Origin of the sequence: Amycolatopsis sp. NBC_01488, assembly GCF_036227105.1 — a bacterium.
Taxonomy (GTDB): Bacteria; Actinomycetota; Actinomycetes; order Mycobacteriales; family Pseudonocardiaceae; genus Amycolatopsis.
On the sequence record NZ_CP109434.1, the window covers coordinates 2044043 to 2061418 of the forward strand.

The 17376-nt window shown below is 70.7% G+C and carries 20 protein-coding genes; 9 read left to right on the forward strand and 11 right to left on the reverse strand.

Translation table 11 applies throughout. From position 1 onward, the window contains the following. The 3 genes from OG738_RS09765 to OG738_RS09775 all read right to left on the reverse strand — a co-directional run bounded on the left by OG738_RS09765 (position 1) and on the right by OG738_RS09775 (position 3088). Positions 1 to 636, reverse strand: a complete 636-nt coding sequence (locus OG738_RS09765) for a DUF4383 domain-containing protein (RefSeq protein WP_329053002.1) — start codon at positions 634 to 636, stop codon at positions 1 to 3. Positions 637 to 774: 138 nt separating this feature from the next. After that, entirely contained in the window at positions 775 to 1980 is a 1206-nt protein-coding gene (locus OG738_RS09770) for an alpha/beta hydrolase (protein WP_329053003.1), read from the reverse strand. Positions 1981 to 2125: 145 nt separating this feature from the next. After that, on the reverse strand, positions 2126 to 3088 hold the full coding sequence (locus tag OG738_RS09775) for an alpha/beta hydrolase (protein WP_329053005.1): 963 nt from the start codon (positions 3086 to 3088) through the stop codon (positions 2126 to 2128). 149 nt (positions 3089 to 3237) lie between these two features. On the opposite strand from OG738_RS09775, the gene OG738_RS09780 reads away from it, so the two are divergent. The 3 genes from OG738_RS09780 to OG738_RS09790 all read left to right on the forward strand — a co-directional run bounded on the left by OG738_RS09780 (position 3238) and on the right by OG738_RS09790 (position 5084). Next, complete coding sequence (locus OG738_RS09780; protein WP_329053007.1) at positions 3238 to 3687, forward strand: MarR family winged helix-turn-helix transcriptional regulator; 450 nt, start codon at positions 3238 to 3240, stop codon at positions 3685 to 3687. After that, positions 3684 to 4526, forward strand: coding sequence for an SAM-dependent methyltransferase (locus OG738_RS09785; protein ID WP_329053008.1), 843 nt, complete (start codon positions 3684 to 3686; stop codon positions 4524 to 4526). Before OG738_RS09780 ends, OG738_RS09785 begins: the two co-directional genes overlap by 4 nt. An 87-nt stretch (positions 4527 to 4613) precedes the next feature. Beyond that, positions 4614 to 5084 carry a hypothetical protein gene (locus OG738_RS09790; RefSeq protein WP_329053009.1) on the forward strand — a complete coding sequence of 157 codons (471 nt, stop codon included), beginning with the start codon at positions 4614 to 4616 and terminating at the stop codon, positions 5082 to 5084. Here the strand turns inward: OG738_RS09790 and OG738_RS09795 are convergent. Continuing rightward, positions 5067 to 6005 carry a patatin-like phospholipase family protein gene (locus OG738_RS09795; protein WP_329053011.1) on the reverse strand — a complete coding sequence of 313 codons (939 nt, stop codon included), beginning with the start codon at positions 6003 to 6005 and terminating at the stop codon, positions 5067 to 5069. The genes OG738_RS09790 and OG738_RS09795 overlap by 18 nt on opposite strands. Positions 6006 to 6121: 116 nt before the next feature. Between OG738_RS09795 and OG738_RS09800 the strand changes: the two genes are divergently transcribed. The 3 genes from OG738_RS09800 to OG738_RS09810 are packed head-to-tail and all read left to right on the forward strand — an operon-like array spanning position 6122 to position 9691. After that, positions 6122 to 6676, forward strand: coding sequence for a PadR family transcriptional regulator (locus OG738_RS09800; RefSeq protein WP_329053013.1), 555 nt, complete (start codon positions 6122 to 6124; stop codon positions 6674 to 6676). After that, the gene (locus OG738_RS09805; protein ID WP_329053015.1) at positions 6676 to 8688 is read left to right on the forward strand and encodes an NADPH-dependent 2,4-dienoyl-CoA reductase; all 2013 of its coding nucleotides are present in this window, start codon (positions 6676 to 6678) and stop codon (positions 8686 to 8688) included. The genes OG738_RS09800 and OG738_RS09805 overlap by 1 nt, the downstream gene beginning before the upstream one ends. Before the next feature lie 34 nt (positions 8689 to 8722). After that, the gene (locus tag OG738_RS09810; RefSeq protein ID WP_329053017.1) at positions 8723 to 9691 is read left to right on the forward strand and encodes a prephenate dehydrogenase; all 969 of its coding nucleotides are present in this window, start codon (positions 8723 to 8725) and stop codon (positions 9689 to 9691) included. Between the two features lie 93 nt (positions 9692 to 9784). On the opposite strand, the gene OG738_RS09815 is transcribed toward OG738_RS09810, so the two are convergent. Both OG738_RS09815 and OG738_RS09820 read right to left on the reverse strand, forming a co-directional pair. Further along, positions 9785 to 9994: an antitoxin gene (locus OG738_RS09815; protein ID WP_329053019.1), complete on the reverse strand. Its 210-nt coding sequence runs from the start codon at positions 9992 to 9994 to the stop codon at positions 9785 to 9787. Between the two features lie 24 nt (positions 9995 to 10018). Further along, a complete protein-coding gene (locus OG738_RS09820; RefSeq protein WP_329053021.1) occupies positions 10019 to 11986 on the reverse strand; it encodes an FUSC family protein in 1968 nt (655 codons plus the stop codon). 68 nt (positions 11987 to 12054) lie between these two features. Between OG738_RS09820 and OG738_RS09825 the strand changes: the two genes are divergently transcribed. Together OG738_RS09825 and OG738_RS09830 are read left to right on the forward strand one after the other, a co-directional pair. Further along, positions 12055 to 12504, forward strand: a complete 450-nt coding sequence (locus tag OG738_RS09825; RefSeq protein WP_329053022.1) for an SRPBCC family protein — start codon at positions 12055 to 12057, stop codon at positions 12502 to 12504. 120 nt (positions 12505 to 12624) lie between these two features. Continuing rightward, positions 12625 to 13371 (forward strand): polysaccharide deacetylase family protein, encoded by a 747-nt coding sequence (locus tag OG738_RS09830; RefSeq protein ID WP_442875935.1) that lies wholly within the window; start codon positions 12625 to 12627, stop codon positions 13369 to 13371. Here the strand turns inward: OG738_RS09830 and OG738_RS09835 are convergent. The 4 genes from OG738_RS09835 to OG738_RS09850 all read right to left on the reverse strand — a co-directional run bounded on the left by OG738_RS09835 (position 13368) and on the right by OG738_RS09850 (position 16156). Next, positions 13368 to 13841 carry a carboxypeptidase regulatory-like domain-containing protein gene (locus tag OG738_RS09835; RefSeq protein ID WP_329053024.1) on the reverse strand — a complete coding sequence of 158 codons (474 nt, stop codon included), beginning with the start codon at positions 13839 to 13841 and terminating at the stop codon, positions 13368 to 13370. The two genes, OG738_RS09830 and OG738_RS09835, sit on opposite strands and share 4 nt — an antisense overlap. Next, positions 13838 to 14443: an RNA polymerase sigma factor gene (locus tag OG738_RS09840; protein WP_329053026.1), complete on the reverse strand. Its 606-nt coding sequence runs from the start codon at positions 14441 to 14443 to the stop codon at positions 13838 to 13840. The genes OG738_RS09835 and OG738_RS09840 overlap by 4 nt, the downstream gene beginning before the upstream one ends. 422 nt (positions 14444 to 14865) lie before the next feature. Beyond that, positions 14866 to 15537, reverse strand: coding sequence for an SGNH/GDSL hydrolase family protein (locus tag OG738_RS09845; RefSeq protein WP_329053028.1), 672 nt, complete (start codon positions 15535 to 15537; stop codon positions 14866 to 14868). A 10-nt stretch (positions 15538 to 15547) separates the two neighbouring features. After that, on the reverse strand, positions 15548 to 16156 hold the full coding sequence (locus tag OG738_RS09850) for an NAD(P)-dependent oxidoreductase (protein ID WP_329053029.1): 609 nt from the start codon (positions 16154 to 16156) through the stop codon (positions 15548 to 15550). Between the two features lie 83 nt (positions 16157 to 16239). On the opposite strand from OG738_RS09850, the gene OG738_RS09855 reads away from it, so the two are divergent. After that, the gene (locus OG738_RS09855) at positions 16240 to 16803 is read left to right on the forward strand and encodes a TetR/AcrR family transcriptional regulator (protein WP_329053030.1); all 564 of its coding nucleotides are present in this window, start codon (positions 16240 to 16242) and stop codon (positions 16801 to 16803) included. Here OG738_RS09855 and OG738_RS09860 read toward each other — a convergent pair. Beyond that, positions 16800 to 17288: a GbsR/MarR family transcriptional regulator gene (locus OG738_RS09860; protein WP_329053031.1), complete on the reverse strand. Its 489-nt coding sequence runs from the start codon at positions 17286 to 17288 to the stop codon at positions 16800 to 16802. The genes OG738_RS09855 and OG738_RS09860 overlap by 4 nt on opposite strands. Positions 17289 to 17376 lie beyond the last annotated feature (88 nt).

Here is a 17376-nt window from a genome sequence, read left to right on the forward strand (position 1 = left end):
CTAGTGGGCGAGGCCCGGCGGACGCTCTTCGCGAGCGACCTCCGGGCCTCGCTCCGTCTGGTTGCGACGAAGGAACGAACGACGGCGCGGCTCGTCGGCCGGGATCGTGTCCGTGCGGTCGGCGTCGGCGACGCGGTCGGTGCGCTGCTCGACGACGGTCGGCTCGTCGACCACCTCGTCCTCGGGGACGAGGATGGTGCGGCGGGCCGGCAGCACGGCGATCAGCAGGCCGAGCGCGGCGACCCCGAGGTGCAGCCAGGTGTCGGCGCGGCCGAGGTCCATCGGGTTGCCGGCGTTGGCGAACGGGTTGGTCGAGATGAGGCCGTCGATCATCAGGCCCCACACGAAGAGGGCGCCGTAGAAGATGAACAGCAGCCAGCCGAACGTCCGGGCGCGGCCCGAGCCGAACGCCAGCAGCAGGCCGACGACGCCGGTCACGACGCGGACCAGGCTCATGAGCGGGTTTCCGGAGAACCGCCAGAACCCGGCGTCGTGGTGGCCGGCGAAGTTCCCGATCCCGGTCCTGGCGAACCCGATGATGCCGACGACGAGGAACGCGATCCCGGCCAACCCGGCCAGCACCTGCGCCGGCTGCAGGCCGCGAACCCGGATGCGTGCGCCTTTCGCGTGAGTCATGACTCCAGTCCTTCCCAGCGTGTGGTGACGACCGTCACCGCACACAGGTACCCCGCGAACACGGGCAGCGAAACGACAGCGCATCCCCCACCGGTGACAACGATGTCGAAACGCCCGGACCGAGGCGGCGAAGGGCGGCTACTGGTCCGTGTCGGCCAGCGCGCCGTGCGCTCCGGACCGCGGCAGGGGCCACGGCAGCACGCCGCCGGTGGTCTCGACCTGCCGTCCGGACGGGGCCGCGGCCAGCGTGTGCGCGCCGATCCACGCCAGGACGTCCGGGATCTGCGACTTGAACGTGTTCATGTTGTGCCCCGCGTCCGGGACGCGCCACGACGAGAACTGCACCGGGGGCCGGGCCGCCGCGCGGATCTGGTCGATCGCGAAACTCTCGTAGCTCTCCTTGTCCCCCGAGATCGCCAGGATCTCCACCGGCGACGGGTGCAGGCGCACGTTCACCCGGACGTTGTTGGCGTCGTTGATGTCCCGGCGGCCGTGGAACAGGTCCTCGGTCTCGGCGTCGACCTGGGCCTTGTCGTAGCCGCTCACGCTGACGGCCTGGCCGTACCACTGCGGGTGGCGCGTCACCAGGTTCATCGCACAGTAGCCGCCCGAGGACCAGCCCGCGATCGTCCACGCCCGGCGGTTCGGCGACACGCCGAGCTTCTGCAGGGCCCAGTCGCGCAGGTCCGCCGTCAGGTACGTGTCGTTGGCCGTGCCGTTGACCTCGTCGACGCATTCGGTGTCGTGGCCGACCTTCGGGATGCCCGTCGGGTCGGGGACGATCACCACCGTCGGCGGCAGGGCGCGCTTGGCGATCGCCGTGTCGAGCTGCTGCGGCATGCCGTAGACGGCGAACACCTCGGGCCCGGACGGGTAGTTCGGGATCCACTCGACCGCCGGGAACCGCAGTTCCTTGAACGCCGCGTCGAAGTACTGCGGCGGCAGGTACACCGTGACGTCGCGGGTCAGCTTGGTGCGCCGGCCCGTCACCTTCATGTGGACGACCGTCCCCTTGCCCTCGTGGGCGTGCGCCACGCCGGTGTCGCGCAGCTTCTCGAGGTCCTCGCCGTTCTGCGAAGCCTCCGCGTCGGTGCCCTGGCCGGAATACTCGCCGGTGCCGAGCAGCGAGCCGACCGTCGGGAAGAACCCGCCGATCATGTTGCCCGCCATGCCGGTGGTCAGGACCAGGAGCACGACCGCGAGCAGGATCGTGGCGCTGCGCCACAACCGCTTGCGCTGCCAGCGGTCCCAGAACCACGGGACCGCGATGATCGCGAGCAGCGTCAGCACGACCACCACGATCATGTTGACCGGCGAGTCCAGCCGGATGCTGCTCAGGTGCATGGGAATGGTCCTTCCGGGCGGGCAGGAATGCGCGCCCGGATCTTCGGGAGTCGCGTAGATAGCACGTTTGAGCAGGCATGCGCGTTGCGGCCCTGTGAGTTGCGTCATAGGGCCGCAACGTGCGGCGCACTCAGCGTTTTCTCAGTTATTTTCCCAAAGCCCGGGTCAGTACGGTGACGGCCTGGGTGATCGCGGCCTCGGCGGCGTGGGTCTCGCGGAGCGCGTTGACCATCACGAAGTCGTGGATGATCCCTTGGTAGCGCACGGCCGTGACGGGCACACCGGCCTGACGCAGCTTCGCCGCGTACGCCTCACCTTCGTCGCGGAGCACGTCCGCCTCGCCGGTGATCACCAGGGCCGGCGGCAGCCCGGCCAGTTCGTCGAGCGACGCGCGCAGCGGGGACGCCGTGATCTCGGCGCGCCGCGCGGGATCGGTCGTGTACTGGTCCCAGAACCACTTCATGCCTTCGCGGCCGAGGAAGTAGCCCTCGGCGAACTTCCGGTACGACTCGGTGTCGAAGTTCGCGTCGGTCACCGGGTAGAAGAGCACCTGCTGGCGGAAGGTGACGTCGCCGCGCTGCTTCGCGAGCAGGGTCAGCGCCGCGGTCATGTTCCCGCCGACGGAGTCGCCGGCGATCGCGATGCGCGTGGGGTCGAGGTCGTGCTCGGCACCCTGCGAAACGACCCACTTCGCCACGGCGTAGCTCTGTTCGATGGCGACCGGGTAGCGCGCTTCCGGCGAGCGGTCGTACTCGGGGAACACGACGGCGGCACCGACGCCGGCGGCCAGTTCGCGCACCAGGCGCTGGTGGGTGTGGAAGTCGCCGAACACCCAGCCGGCGCCGTGGAGGTAGACGATCACCGGCAGCGGCCCGGAAACGCCGGCCGGGCGCACGATGCGGGTCTCGACCTCGCCGGTCGGGCCACCCGGCACCTGCACGACCTCGATCGAAGCGTCGGCCATGGCGACGTCGCCGTCCTGAACGCCGTCGACGGCCTTGCGCCCCTCCTCCGGCGGCAGCTGGAACAGGTACGGCGGCTGGTCGGTGGCCTCGGCGAACGCCTGCGCGGCCGGTTCCAGGGCGAGGCTGTGCGGGTTGGCGGTCATGTCGTCCTCCTCGTTCGAGCTGATGCAACAAACATAGTTCACAATTGAGTTGCGCACAACTGAATGACGTCCAATGAGATACAGGGCACTTAAGTTGCCGTGCAGCACGATCTCCGGAAGCATGGAGAGTGACGAGAGAGGAGGAAGTCATGGCATCGCTGCGGCTGGACGACCAGCTCTGCTTCGGGCTGTACTCGGCGTCGCGCGCGGTGACGTCGCTGTACCGGGTCGTCCTGGACGACCTCGACCTGACGTACCCCCAGTACCTCGTCATGCTGGCGCTCTGGGAGCAGGACCACCGCCTGGTGAAGGAACTCGGCGCCGAGCTGAACCTCGACTCGGGCACGCTTTCCCCGCTGCTCAAGCGGCTGCAGACCGCGGGCCTGGTGGTCCGCAACCGGCAGGCCGACGACGAGCGCTCGGTCCGCGTCAGTCTGAGCGACACCGGCAAAGCCCTGCGCGAAAAGGCAGCAGGCATCCCCGACGTGATCGGCACGGCGATGAACCTCGACGACGCCGGGGTGGCCCGGCTGCGCGCCGAGCTGGACCGCCTGACAGAGTCGGTGAACGCCTATCGGGAGGCTCGGGCACCGGCATGATCAACCACGACGACGCGCTCAAGGCCGTCGAGAGCAGTCTCGACCGGCCGTCGGCGGCGCGGATCTACGACTACTTCATCGGCGGGAACACGAACTACGCGATCGACCGCGAGTTCGCCGAGAAGGTCCGCGCGCGGCTGCCGCTGATGGGCGACTACTGCCTGACGAGCCGCCAGTTCCTCGGCCGCGCGGTCCGCGAGTGCGTGCGGGCCGGCATCCGGCAGTTCGTCGACATCGGCTCCGGCCTGCCGACCGCGGGCAACGTCCACGAGGTCGCCGACGAAGAGCGCGACGAGCTCGACACGCGCGTGCTGTACATCGACAACGAGCCGATCGCCCTCGCGCATTCGACGTTGCTGCTGGCCGACACCGCCGACCCGGAGCGCCACCACGCGATCGCCGCGGACTTCCTGCAGCCGGAGGAGCTCTGGGACCGGGTGACCGCGTCGGCCGTGATCGACGTGCGCGAGCCGATCGCCCTGGTGATCAACGCGGTCATGCACTTCGTCAAGGACGAGGAGAACCCGGACGAGCTGCTGGAGTTCTACCGCGACCGGCTGCCGTCCGGCTCGCTGCTCGTGCTGTCGCAGATGACCAACGAGAACCCGGTCAACGAGGACGAGCGGCAGGCGCTGATCGACCTGCTCGAGTACTACGAAACCACGACGAACCCGGGGTTCCTGCGGCCGATGGCCGAGTTCGAGCGGTTCTTCGGCGGCTGGCCGATGCTCGAGCCGGGCCTCGTGTACGCGCCCGCGTGGCATCCGGACGAGCGGACGGTGTTCGCCGCCTCGCCGTCGGAGTCCCGGGTGATCGGCGGCATCGCGCGCAAGCCCTGATCCACCTGGCTTCCACCCCGGGGTGGACGTCCCGGCGCGCTCGCTCGGGCACCGTGGTGACACCAGACCACCGCGGAAGGGAAACCCGTGAACAGCTCGGTCAACATCCTCGTCGGGCTCGTCGTCCTCGCCTGGCTGGTGTGGCGGCAGACGCAGCGGCGCCTGGTGCGCGAGGACCGCAGGCCGGTCGTGCTGCTCATCCTGCTGGTGCTGGGGATCCTCCAGTTGAGCACGTACCTGAAGACCTCGACCGCGTCCGCGACGGCGATCGCGCTCCTGCTGATCGCGAGCCTGGTGCTCGCGGCGGGTTTCGGCGTCGTGCGCGCGCTGAGCGTCCGGCTCTGGCGGCAGGACGGGCAGCTGTGGCGCCAGGGCACCTGGCTCACCGCCGCGCTCTGGCTGGTCGCGTTCGGTGTCCACATCGGACTGGACGCGCTCTTCGACGGCAGCGCTCACGGCCTCGGCATCGGGTCGATCCTGCTGTACCTGGCGATCTCGCTCGGCGTGCAGCGGCTGGTCGTGCAGTCGCGGGCGAACCGGCTAGGAAGCTTCGCGTAGGCCTTCGAGGACGTCGAGGACCGCGCTCTTGCCCAGCTCCACGGCTCTGCGCAGCACCTCGGGGTCGCGTTCCAGCACCGCCACGTCCGGCGAGCCGACCGGCGGGCGGACGCTCAGGATCCTCGGGTCGGACGCCAGGACCTCCTCGTCCTCGACGTCGCGCCGGAAGGTGTCGCGCCACGCGGGAATCGCGCCGGGCGCCTGGCGGCGCAGGAAGCGCGGGACCACGACGTCGTACGCCCTCGGCGGCGGCAGCGGCAGCTCGTCCGCGCGGCGGGTGCGCAGCACCAGGACGTCGGTCGCGTCCTGGGCCAGCGCCGTGCGGTACGGGATCGGCTCGGCGACGCCCGCGTCGACGAACCGGCGCCCGGCCATCGGGATCGGCGGGCCGGCCAGCACCGGCATGCAGGACGACGCCGCGAGCGCGACCTTGATCGCGTCGACGTCGTCGAGAAAGGGGTGCAGGTCGGTCGACTCCCCCGTGTCGGCGTCGGTGGCCAGCGGGTGGAACGTCACCGGGTTGGCCAGGATCGCCGGGAAGTCCATCGGCTCCAGCACCGAATAGACCTGGTGAACGAGATATTCGAGGTCGATCACCGCGCGGCCGCGCAGGGTGTGCAGCGGGTTGATGATCCGGCGCATGACGATCGGGTTCCACCAGGTCCGCACGCCGGTCGACGAGCGGCCGCAGAGCAGCCACGCGCCGTTCAGCGCGCCCGCCGACGAGCCGTAGACCGCGTCGAACGCGGGCGTGACGCCCAGTTCGTCCAGCGCCAGGACCATGCCGCTCGAGTACGTGCCGCGGCTGCTGCCGCCTTCGACGGCGAGCGCGAGCCGCCGGCCGTCGGTGCGTTGTCCCGGGACGCTGCCCGCCGCCATCCGTTCGGAGATCAGTTCGAGTACCGGGTGCACCCCTCCCATCCTGGTCGTTTCCCGCGCGCAGTCGACCCGTTTTGTGAAGGACGCAGCATCCCCTCGAGGGGTGACGTGATGCGCGCCTCGTTGCACTGCAACTCGTTGCATAGGACGATCCGGCCATGGCACTGGAGCACGCGATCCTCGTCTCGCTGTCCGAGCGCGCCGGTTCGGGCTACGAGCTGACGCGCCGCTTCGAGAAGTCGATCGGGCTCTTCTGGAGCGCCACCCACCAGCAGATCTACCGCGTGCTGAAGCGGATGGAAGAAGCCGGCTGGGTCGCCGTCGACGTCATCGCGCAGTCGGGACGGCCGGACAAGAAGGTCTACACGGTCAGCGACGGCGGCCGCGCCGAACTCATCCGCTGGCTGGCCGAACCCGATCCGGGCGCAGGACCGGTCGAACTGGCCGTGAAGATCCGCGGGGCGACCTTCGGCGACCCCGGTGCCGTCGCGGCGGAGATCCGCCGCCACCGCGCGCGGCACGCCGAACGCCTCGACGTCTACCGCCAGATCGAGAAGCGCGACTTTCCCGCGCCCGCGGCGCTGACCGGCCGGCACCTGCACCAGTACCTGGTCCTGCGCGGCGGCATCCGCGTCGAAGAGGGCCAGGTCGAGTGGTTCGACGAAGTCCTCAGCGCTTTGGATGCCGCCCTCCACCACGAGAAGGACGCCTGATGAGCCCGTACCCGAACTTGCTGTCGCCGCTGGACCTCGGCTTCACGACGTTGCGCAACCGCGTCCTGATGGGGTCGATGCACACCGGCCTCGAGGACAAGGCCGCGCACTTCCCCGAGCTGGCCGAGTACTACGCCGAACGCGCGCGCGGCGGGGTCGGCCTGATCGTCACCGGCGGGTTCGCGCCGAACCGCACCGGCTGGCTGCTGCCGCTCGCGTCCAAGCTGACGACGTCCGCCGAAGCGAAGCAGCACCGGCAGCTCACCGAACCGGTGCACGAGGCGGGCGGCAAGATCGCGCTGCAGGTCCTGCACGCGGGCCGGTACGCCTACCACCCGCTGAGCGTGTCGGCGTCGAGCATCAAGGCGCCGATCAACCCGTTCCGCCCGCGCGCCCTCACGAATCGCGGCGTGCGTCAGCAGATCAACGCCTTCGCGAACTGTGCCGCTCTCGCGCGCGAAGCAGGCTACGACGGCGTCGAGATCATGGGCTCCGAGGGCTACCTGATCAACCAGTTCCTGGCCGAGCGCACCAACAAGCGCACCGACGCCTGGGGCGGCACGCCCGAGAAGCGCCGCCGGTTCGCCGTCGAGATCGTCAAGCGCACCAGGGAAAAGGCCGGCGACGACTTCATCATCGTCTACCGGCTCTCCATGCTCGACCTGGTCGAAGGCGGCCAGCGCTGGGAAGACGTCGTCGCGCTCGCGAAGGACGTCGAAGCCGCCGGCGCGACGATCATCAACACCGGCATCGGCTGGCACGAGGCCCGCGTGCCGACGATCGTGACGTCGGTGCCGCGCGCCGCGTTCACTTGGGTGACCGGGAAGCTCAAGCCGCACGTGGGAATCCCGGTGGTCACGTCGAACCGGATCAACATGCCGCAGGTCGCCGAGGAAGCTCTCCGCAGCGGCGACGCCGACCTCGTGTCGATGGCGCGGCCGTTCCTCGCCGACCCCGAGTGGATCCGCAAGGCCGAAAGCGGCCGCGAAGACGAGATCAACACGTGCATCGCCTGCAACCAGGCCTGCCTCGACCACGCCTTCAAGCGCAAGCTCGTGTCCTGCATGGTGAATCCGCGCGCGGGCCACGAAACCACGCTGACCCTCGCGCCGACGCGGCGGGCGAAGCACGTCGCCGTCGTCGGGGCCGGGCCCGCCGGGCTGTCGGCCGCGACCGCGCTGGCCGAACGCGGCCACCGCGTCGAGCTGTTCGAAGCCGACGACGAGATCGGCGGCCAGTTCGGCATCGCGCGGAAGATCCCCGGCAAGGAGGAGTTCGCCGAGACGATCCGCTACTACCAGCGGCGCGTCGAGGTGACCGGGGTGAAGCTGCACCTCGGAAAGCGCGTGTCCGCGGGCGAACTGACCGGCTTCGACGAGGTCGTGCTGGCCACCGGCGTCGTGCCGCGGGTGCCGTCGCTGCCCGGGATCGACCACCCCAAGGTGCTGTCGTACGTCGACGTCGTCCGGCACGGGAAGCCGGTCGGCGAACGCGTCGCCGTCATCGGGGCCGGCGGCATCGGGGTCGACGTCAGCGAGTTCCTGACCCACACCGGTTCGCCGGCGCTCGACCTCGACGCCTGGATGGCCGAGTGGGGTGTCACCGACCCGGAACGGGCGGTGGGCGGCCTCGCGAAGCCGAAACCCGAGCCGTCGCCGCGGCAGGTGTTCCTGCTGCAGCGCAAGAAGTCCGGGATCGGTTCCGGGCTCGGCAAGACGTCGGGCTGGGTGCACCGGGCCGCGCTCAAGGCCAAGCGCGTCGAGCAGCTCACCGGCGTGACCTACGACCGGATCGACGACGCCGGCCTGCACCTCACCGTCGACGGCGCACCGCGGCTGCTGGAAGTCGACACGGTCGTCGTCTGCGCCGGTCAGGAGCCCGTGCGGGACCTCGCGGACGAACTGCGCGCGGCCGGGCTCCCGGTGCACCTGATCGGCGGGGCCGACGTCGCCGCCGAACTCGACGCGAAACGGGCGATCGACCAGGGAACGAGGCTCGCCGCCGCGCTGTAGCCCGTGAAGCGTCCGGCACTGGCAGGATGGGCCCGTGCGAGACGTATGCGTGATCGGGCTCGGGCTGATCGGCGGTTCGCTGCTGCGCGCGGCGGCCGCCAGCGGCCGCACGGCGTTCGGCGCCGCAGTTTCCGAAGTGGACGCCGACGCGGCCAGCAGAGCGGGTTACGACGTCACGACCGACGTCGAAGCCGCCCTGCACCGGGCCGCCGCCGACGACGCGATGGTCGTGCTGGCCGTGCCGCTGCCGGCCGTCGAGGACCTGCTGCGCCTGGTCGCCCAGCACGCGTCGCACTGCCTGCTCACCGACGTGACCAGCGTGAAAGCGCCGGTCCTGGACGCCGTCCGCCGTCGCGTGCCGTACACGCGGTACGTCGGCGGGCACCCGATGGCGGGGACGTCGAACTCCGGTTGGCTGGCCGGAGACGCCGCGCTGTTCCAGGGCGCGGCCTGGGTCGTCGCCGTCGAAGACGACACCGACCTCGACGCGTGGGCCGAGGTCGCGGGGTTCGTGCTGGACATCGGGGCGCACGTCGTCCCGCTGCCCGCCGAGTCGCACGACGAAGCCGTCGCCCGGATCTCGCACCTGCCGCACCTGCTGGCGGCGATCCTGGCCACCATCGGCGCCGAGGGTGGCCCGCTGGCCATGTCGCTGGCCGCCGGGTCCTACCGCGACGGCACGCGCGTCGCGGGCTCGAACCCGCAGCTCGTCCGCGCGATGACCGAAGGCAACCGGGACGCCCTGCTGCCGATCGTCGACGACGCCCTCGGCCGGCTCGGCGCCGCACGCGGCTCGCTGGCGTCGACCGGCGGGCTGGCGGCCACGATCAACGCGGGGTACGAAGGCGCGCAAGCGCTGGCCGCCAGCCTGGACGTCGATCGCGCGGGCGTCCGGATCAGCCTGTCGGCCCCGGACGCGCGGCAGGGCCTGATTGCGCTCGGTGAACGCGGCGGCCGGATCACCGGCCTCGCGGACGGCATCGCTACCGGCGAGGTCCAGTAGTCACTGAGGCTTGTTCTGGTTAGCCCGCCGCGCCCCGCACGCAGACTGCTGAATACCGCGGAAGCCATGCGGCGGGCGACAGCTGAATAAGCCTCACTGGGCCGGGGGCGTGTCCGGCTTGTCGTCGAACTTGTCGAGGAAGCTCTTCGCCTTCTCGATGCCGCTGTCGATCTGCTCGTCGTGCCCGGTGAACTTCGACTTCGCGAAGTCACCCGCCTTGTCGAGGCCTTCCTCGATCTTGTCGCCGTGCTCGCGCAGGGCCTCCTCGGCCTTGCCCTTCAACGCATCGAAGTCGATTCCCATGGCTGCAATTGAACAGCACGGGCGTCACGTGCGCCGGTGGTAGGGCAGGAAGCGCCGGACGAGCCGCAGCGGCGTGCGTTCCACCAGGTCGGGGCCGCGGACGGCGTCGAACGCCGACTCCAGCTGGTCGACCACCCCGGCCAGCTGCGGGCTGTCCGGCAGCGGCACCGATCGCGGCTCGCGCTGCTCGCGGATCGCCGACGCCAGCTCGTCCAACGCGGCGGTCAGCAGCTCGATGTCCCCCCGCTCCGGCGGCGCCACGCCCCGGCCGATCGTCACGCCGACCTCGGTGACCGCGTCGGCGACCCGTTCCTGCGCGGCGATGACCGGCCACCACGCCACCGCCTGACGGCCGTTCGCGGACGGCTCGACGACGACCTGCTGGAACGCCGTCCGCAGGTCGGCCAGCGCCCGGTAGGCGCCGCGGCGGGCCCGTGACCGCGCCAGCCGCGCCTCCCCTTCCGACGCCTCGACCAGCGCGCACGAGACGTACTTCGCGACGGCGTCCAGCCCGTCGGCGAGCCGCCCGCCGACCTGGGGGCGACGGCTTCCCGGCCACAGCAGGTAACCGAAGACGAGCACGATCACGCAGCCCAGCACCGTGTCGATCAGCCGGGCCACCACGACGTTCCAGCTGCCGGTGTTCGCCAGGTCCATCTGCAGGATGATCAACGGCGTCACGAACGCGCTCAGGACGCCGTAGTTGCGCACCTTCCCCACCGCGACGCCGCCGGCGAAGATCGCGATCAGGGCGACCAGGATCCAGCCGTGGCCGCCGGCGGCGAGCACGACCGCGCCGATCCCGACGCCGACGACCGTGCCGATCCCGCGCAGCACCGCGCGGCCGAACACCGAGCCGAAGTCGGGCTTGAGCACGATCCCGACGGTCAGGGTCAGCCAGTACGACCGCTCCAGCGGCACGAGCAGCCCGACGACCTCGGCGATCGCGACGCACAACGTCAGCCGCAGCGCGGCGATCCACGTCAGCGGACCGGACGCGAGCGAGCCCGCCCACGTCCGCAGGCGCCGGTACCAGGGCGTCGGCTCCCGGCGCTTGCGGTCGTCGCCCTTGCCGATCCGGACCAGGCCCGCGTAGAGCGCCGCGAGGAGCGGGTCGCCTTCGTCGTCGGGCATCGGCGGCGGGTCCGGCAGCGGCTGACTGGCCAGCACTGTGGCGGACAGCGCGACGAAGTGGTCGATGACGTCGGCGGGCGCGCGGCGGCCGGCGTTGACCATCGCCACCGACGCCTCGACCGCGGGGGTCGTCGCCGAGAGCAGGTTGAGCAGCTGCCGGTAGGCGGCATCACGGCCGGACAGCCACGAGCGCGCGGTCAGCAGCTGGTCGTACGCCGTGTTCATCGCGGTGGTCAGCCGGTGCCGGGCGACGCGCGAGACGGCTTCGTCGGTCGCCGAGAGCATCGCGGCCAGCTCGACGTAGACGTGCGCGACGGCGGTGCGTTCGGGGCTGGTCGCCCGGAACGTCCAGCTGACGAGCGCCACCAGGAGGCTCCACGCGGCGCCGAGGCAGAAGAAGCCGAGCAGGATCTCGACGCGCACGCCGGTCGCGTGCTGGCCGGTGCCGAGCACGGCGAACACGAACATCTGCAGGCCGGCGACCGAGGCGTTGCTGCCGGCCGCGCTGATCAGCGCGGACACCGCCGCGACCAGGATCACCGCCGGTACGGACAGCGCGGGCGTGCCGCCGGTCAGCAGCCCGACGACGTACCCGGCGGTCGCCGCCAGGGTCGCGCCGCCGAGCCGCCGGGCGCGGTAGCGGTACGGGCCGGCCGACTCGGACAGCACGGCGGGCAACGCGCCGGTCGAGATCAGCGCGCCGACGGCGATGTCCCCCGCCGCGTACGCGACCGCGAGCGGCACGGCCAGCGCGACGACGGCGCGGGCGACCATGTTCCAGGGCACCGGGACCGGCTTGCTGCGCAGGAGCTGGGTCAGCCAGTGCGGCGCGGCGAGGTCGGGGCGCGGCGTGCTCACGCCCCCATCTTGACCTACGCTCGCGGGAACGCTTAATTATCAATCTGTCAACAACGTGGGAGGTTCCGGTGGGCCGCAAGTTCTCCTTCGAGGTCAACCGCACGAGCACCGCGTCGCCGGCGGCGCTGTTCGCGCTCGAAGCCGACGGACCGAGCTGGGGGAAGTGGGGAAAGCCACTCATCGTGCAGGCCCGCTGGAAGCGCCAGGGCACCGACGACCCGGCCGGCGTGGGCGCCGTGCGCGAGGTCGGCCTCTGGCCGGTGCTGATCCGCGAGGAGACGATCGAGTACGAGCCGGGCCGCAAGCACGTCTACACGTTCTTCGGCGCCAATCCGATCAAGGACTACCGGGCCGAGGTGCTGTTCACGCCGACCGAGGGCGGCGGGACGCACCTGCGCTGGACCGGGTCGTTCACCGAGCCGGTCAAGGGCAGTGGGCCGATCCTGGCCGCCGGACTCGAACGGGTGATCCGACTCTTCTCGGGCAAGCTGGTCAGGGCGGCCGAAACAGGCGGCTGACCTGGGTGGCCTCGGCCACACCAGACCCGCGGACGCAACTTCACCCCGTACTCCAACGTCACTCTTTCGTGTAGTTCTTCACTACGCGAAAGGGGGCGCGGGATGAAGCGCATCGCCGCCGTGGTCATGGCCGCGGCACTGGCTTTGACCGCCTGCTCGGCGAACGAGCCGGGCCGGAAGGAGTTCGGCACCAGCGAGCCGAACCCCGCGCCGGGCGGCGGCCCCGGGAGCACGACGTCGGCGCCGTACCCGTTCGGCACGGTCCAGGAGAAGGCGCCGGCGGTCGCGAACGGCCAGGTCCCGGTGGTCCGCCGGATCACCACCGACAAGCCGTACGTCTTCCTGACCATGGACGACGGCGCGGTCAAGGACCCGGACGCGCTGCAGCTGATGCAGCAGAACGGCACCCACCCGGTGCTGTTCCTGAACGAGAAGTACGTGAAGGGCCACGAGGCTTACTTCAAGCAGATCCTCGACGCGACCGGCGCGACCCTCGGCGACCACACGGTCGACCACCCGAACCTCAAGGGCAAGCCGTTCGAGTTCCAGCGCAAGGAAATCTGCGACGACGCCGACGACTTCGCCAGCGGCCTCGGCGTGCGGCCGTCGCTGTTCCGGCCGCCGTTCGGCAACTACGACCAGAACACGCTGCGCGCGGCGGCCGCGTGCGGGATGCGCGTCGCGGTGCTGTGGACGGCCGCGGTCAACGACGGGCACGTCCAGTTCCAGGCCGGCGACAAGCTCAAGCCGGGCGACATCGTGCTGATGCACTTCCGCAAGACCTTCAAAGAGGACTACACGGCGTTCGTCGAGCAGGCCAAGAAGGACGGGCTGACGCCCGTCCCCCTGGCCGACTTCCTGGGTTAAAGCACGACCGTCGGCGTCACGACGGTCCGGCGGCACGACACGTCACCGAGGTGCACGAGGATCTGCGTGGTCCCGCGCGGCACGTTGTCGAGCACGAACCGCCCGCCTTCGTCGGCGGTCGTGGACGACGTGCCGTGCTCGGCGACCCGCACCTCGACGCCGTACTGGCCGGCCGGGACGAGCCACCCGTCGATGCGGTGCAGCTTGCCGATCTTGGTCAGGTTGATCATCACGGTCAGGTCGCTGACGGTGAACGTGATCGTCCCGGTCCCGCCGCCGCGCACGCCGGCCAGGTTGTCCAGCCGCTCCCACCGCGCGACCTCGACGTCGAGGTCTTCGAGGGCGAGCGCGAACTGGACCCGCTGCACCAGGTCGTCCGGTGGCGGGTCCAGCTCGTCGAGGAAGCGGCCGATGCCGGCCAGGATCAGGTCGTCGGAAAAGGCCTCGCCCGGCGTTCCGAGGTCGTTCATCGGCTTCCCCCTTCACTGGCGAGGAGATCGCGCATCTGGTCGAGGCAGCGCCCTCTGGTCGGTCCGACGCTGCCGCGAGGCATGCGCAGTGTCTCGGCGACGAGCTGGTACTCCGCACGACCCGCGAGCACGGTCAGCCGGAGCAGGTCCTGACAGCGGTGGGGCAGCCGGACGAAGGCGCGCCAGACCCGGCGGTCGCGGTCGGCGCGGACGGCTTCGTCTTCGGGTGCCGGCTGGGTGCTCGGCATGGCCTCGGCGACTTCGTCGCTCAGCGGCACGGGCTGCGTGCGGCGGCCGAACGGGTGGGTGGCCTCCCGACGGGTGGTGGTGATCAGCCACGCGGCGAGGGCCTTGGGGTCCCGGAGCTTCCCGAGCTGGCTGAAGAGCGCGAGCCACACGGTCTGGACGACGTCCTCGGCGACCGAGCGGTCGAGGCCGTTGGCCCGGGCGACGTGCCAGACGAGCGGGGTCAGCTCGGCGACGAGGCGGTCCATCGCGCGGCGGTCACCGTCCCGGGCGGCCTGCATGCACGCGGCGTGCAGCTCGGCGCCGGTCAGGCCTTCCCAAGGCGGGTCTACCTCTGTGGTTTGCACGTCGGTCACGGTATCTGCCCCTCTTCGGAAAAGTCTTCGAGTCGGCTTCGGCAGTATCGCGGGTCCTTCGGGGGGAAGGAGCGTGCAGGTGGATCTCGGATACATCAAGTCACTTACTTCGTCGGTCGCGCTTCCGGTCAATGACAACTGAGGGAGGTACCGGCCGACGCGGGCGGGTGGACCCGCGCCGACCGATACTCCCCTCCCTCAAGGGCCCGCTCCCCAACGGACCCCGCCGGATGTCCCCTCCCCCGAAGGGCACCCGGCCGACGGTGCCCGGAAGCCCCCTCGGCTCCCGGTCACCGCGCATTTCCGAACCCGGCACCCCCTGCCGCGTTCCCATCTCCGTGCTTGGCTGCTCCACAGGACGCAGTGGCGAGGGGGCCAGATACACGAACCGCGAACTTTTCTTGAAGATCCACGCAGTGCGGCTAACCGATCACCGAACGTGCTTCGGCAAGCGTTTGCGCCCACCGGGCATAGCCCGTGGGTCCGGGGTGGAAGCGATCGGACGCGAACGCGGCCGGGTCGAGCAGCCGCCGGTCCATCGGGAGGTGCGTGACGCCGGGAATCTTCTCGAGTGTCGCGGCCGCGGCGTCGAGTGCGGTCGAGCGGGCGGAAAGGAAGTCCCGCAGTGGTCGCGGCAGCGCCGGGAAGCGGGACATCGGCGGCACGCCGGCCAGGAGGACGTCGACCGGGCCGAGCCGCCGCCGCAGCGCGACGACCAGTTCGAGCAGGTCACGGCGGTAGCCCGCGGCTGTCCGCAGCTCGATCGTGTCGTTGACGCCGAGCGCGATCACCACCAGGTCGGCCGGGCGGACCAGCGGGACCAGCTCGGCGCGGACGGTCCGGGCGTTGGCCCCGGTCCGGCCGACGGCCTGCCAGCGGACCGCCCGGCCGTCGCGCGCGAGCTCGCGGGCGAGGCAGCCGGTGAGCGCTTCCTCGTGGTCTTTCGCGCCAACTCCGTCCACTGTGGACTCGCCGAGGACGGCCAAGCGGAAGGGTTCGCCGTCGCCAGGGACGAGTCCCTCGGTCGGGCCCGCGGCGCCGGGGAGCCGCGGCGTCGTCCGCTTGACGTAGAGCGCTTGCGCGAGGATCACCATGGTCTCGAAGTTAGCCGTGGGCGATCGAAACCTTCGCCCTGACCAGCGTGGGGTCCGCCACGGCGTCGAGCAGGAAGGCGGCGACGTCGGCGCGCCGGATGGTGAACGTGCGGACGTTCCCGTCGAGCCGGCTGGCGACCTTGCCCGTGCGGGGGCCGTCGAGCAGCATCGGCGGGCGGACCACGGTCCAGTCCACGCCGGACGCCGTGACCACGTCCTCCATCGCGAGCATGTCCGCCCAGCCGTGCTTGAGGAAGGTGTTGAGCAGCGGCTTGACGAGCGTGCGGGTGAAGAAGCCGTCTCCTTCGGTGTGCATGCCGCTGGCGCTGACGACCAGCAGGCGCTTCGCCCCGGCCTCGATCGCCGCGCGGGCACCGTCCGCGCAGACTGTCGTCGGCCCGCGGTCACGCGAACCCACCGCCGAGATCACCGCGTCGCGTCCTTCGATCGCGGCCGTCAGCTTGTCGTGCTCGTGCAGGCCCGCGACGACGACTTCGGCCGGCAGCTTCAGCCGCGCCGGGTCGCGGACCACGGCCGTGACGTCCCAGCCGCGCTCCAGCGCCTGCTTGACGACCTCGCCGCCGACGCCACCGGTCGCTCCCAGCACCGTGATCTTCATGATGTCTCCTCCTCGGTTAGTGAACACTCACCAGGTAGGGTGAGTGTTCACTAACCACGCTGAGAACGCACTCAGGAGACGTCATGGGCAGCCGTGAGGAGATCGTCGCCGCGGCCGCGAAGGTGATGCGCGAGCAGGGCTACGCCCACGCGACCACCAAGGTCATCGCGCGGACCGCGGGCTACTCGGAGGCGCTGCTCTACAAGCACTTCCGCGACAAGACCGACCTGTTCCTCAGCGTGCTGTCCGACGAGCTGCCGGCGCTGGGCGCCACCCTGGCCGAGCTGACCGCGGACCCCGGGCGGGCGTCACTGCGGGACAACCTCGTGCGCGTCGCGCGGCTCGGCCTGGCGTTCTACCTCGACAGTTTCCCCATCGCCATCTCGATGTTCTCGTCACGGGAGCTGCTGCGCTCGCACCGGGAACGCGTGGGTGGCGCCGGACCGCGCATCCCGCTGAAGGGCGTCGAAGACTACCTGCGGGCCGAGGTGGAACTGGGCCGGCTCAATGCGGACACCGACGTCGAGGCGGCCGCGTCCCTGCTTCTCGGCGTGTGCTTCCAGCAGGCGTTCCTGGCGACCTTCGAAGAGCGCGAGCCGGCGGACCTCGCCGACCGGCTCGTGGACACCCTGCTCGCCGGGCTCTAGGCGTTCTTCTCCTCGCGGAGCTTGTGCCAGCGCTCGTACATGCCGTTCAGCTCTTCCAGCATGAACGACAGGAAGTCCCGCATCTCGGCGAGCCGCTTCCCGGACGGCGAGTCCTCGCCGAGGGCTTCGATGCCGTTCTCGGCCGCGTCGCGCCACATGGTGATCATGCGGTCGCGCTTGAGGAACGTGGCGTACCAGAGGTCGTCGTAGAGGCGGTAGTGGTCGCGGCGCTCGCCGGGCTCGCGTTCCTTGGCGACCAGGCCGATCTGTTCGAGGTAGCGGACCGCGCCCGAGACGGCCGCCGGGCTGACCGACAGCTGCGAGGCCAGGTCGGCGGCGGTCAGCCGGGCGTCGTCGGTGGTCATCAGCGCGGCGAACACCCGCGCGGGCATGCGCTGCATCCCGATCTGCGAGAGCACGAGCCCGAGGCTCTCGACGTACCGGCGGACGGCGTCTTCATCCCGCTTCGTGTCAGGCGTCGTCATCGGCCCATCCTCCCGTACCGCCCCCAGCAAGATCACTCAATCCAGACATTTTCTTAGCTTCACAACTTTGTGAAACGAGTGTAGCTTC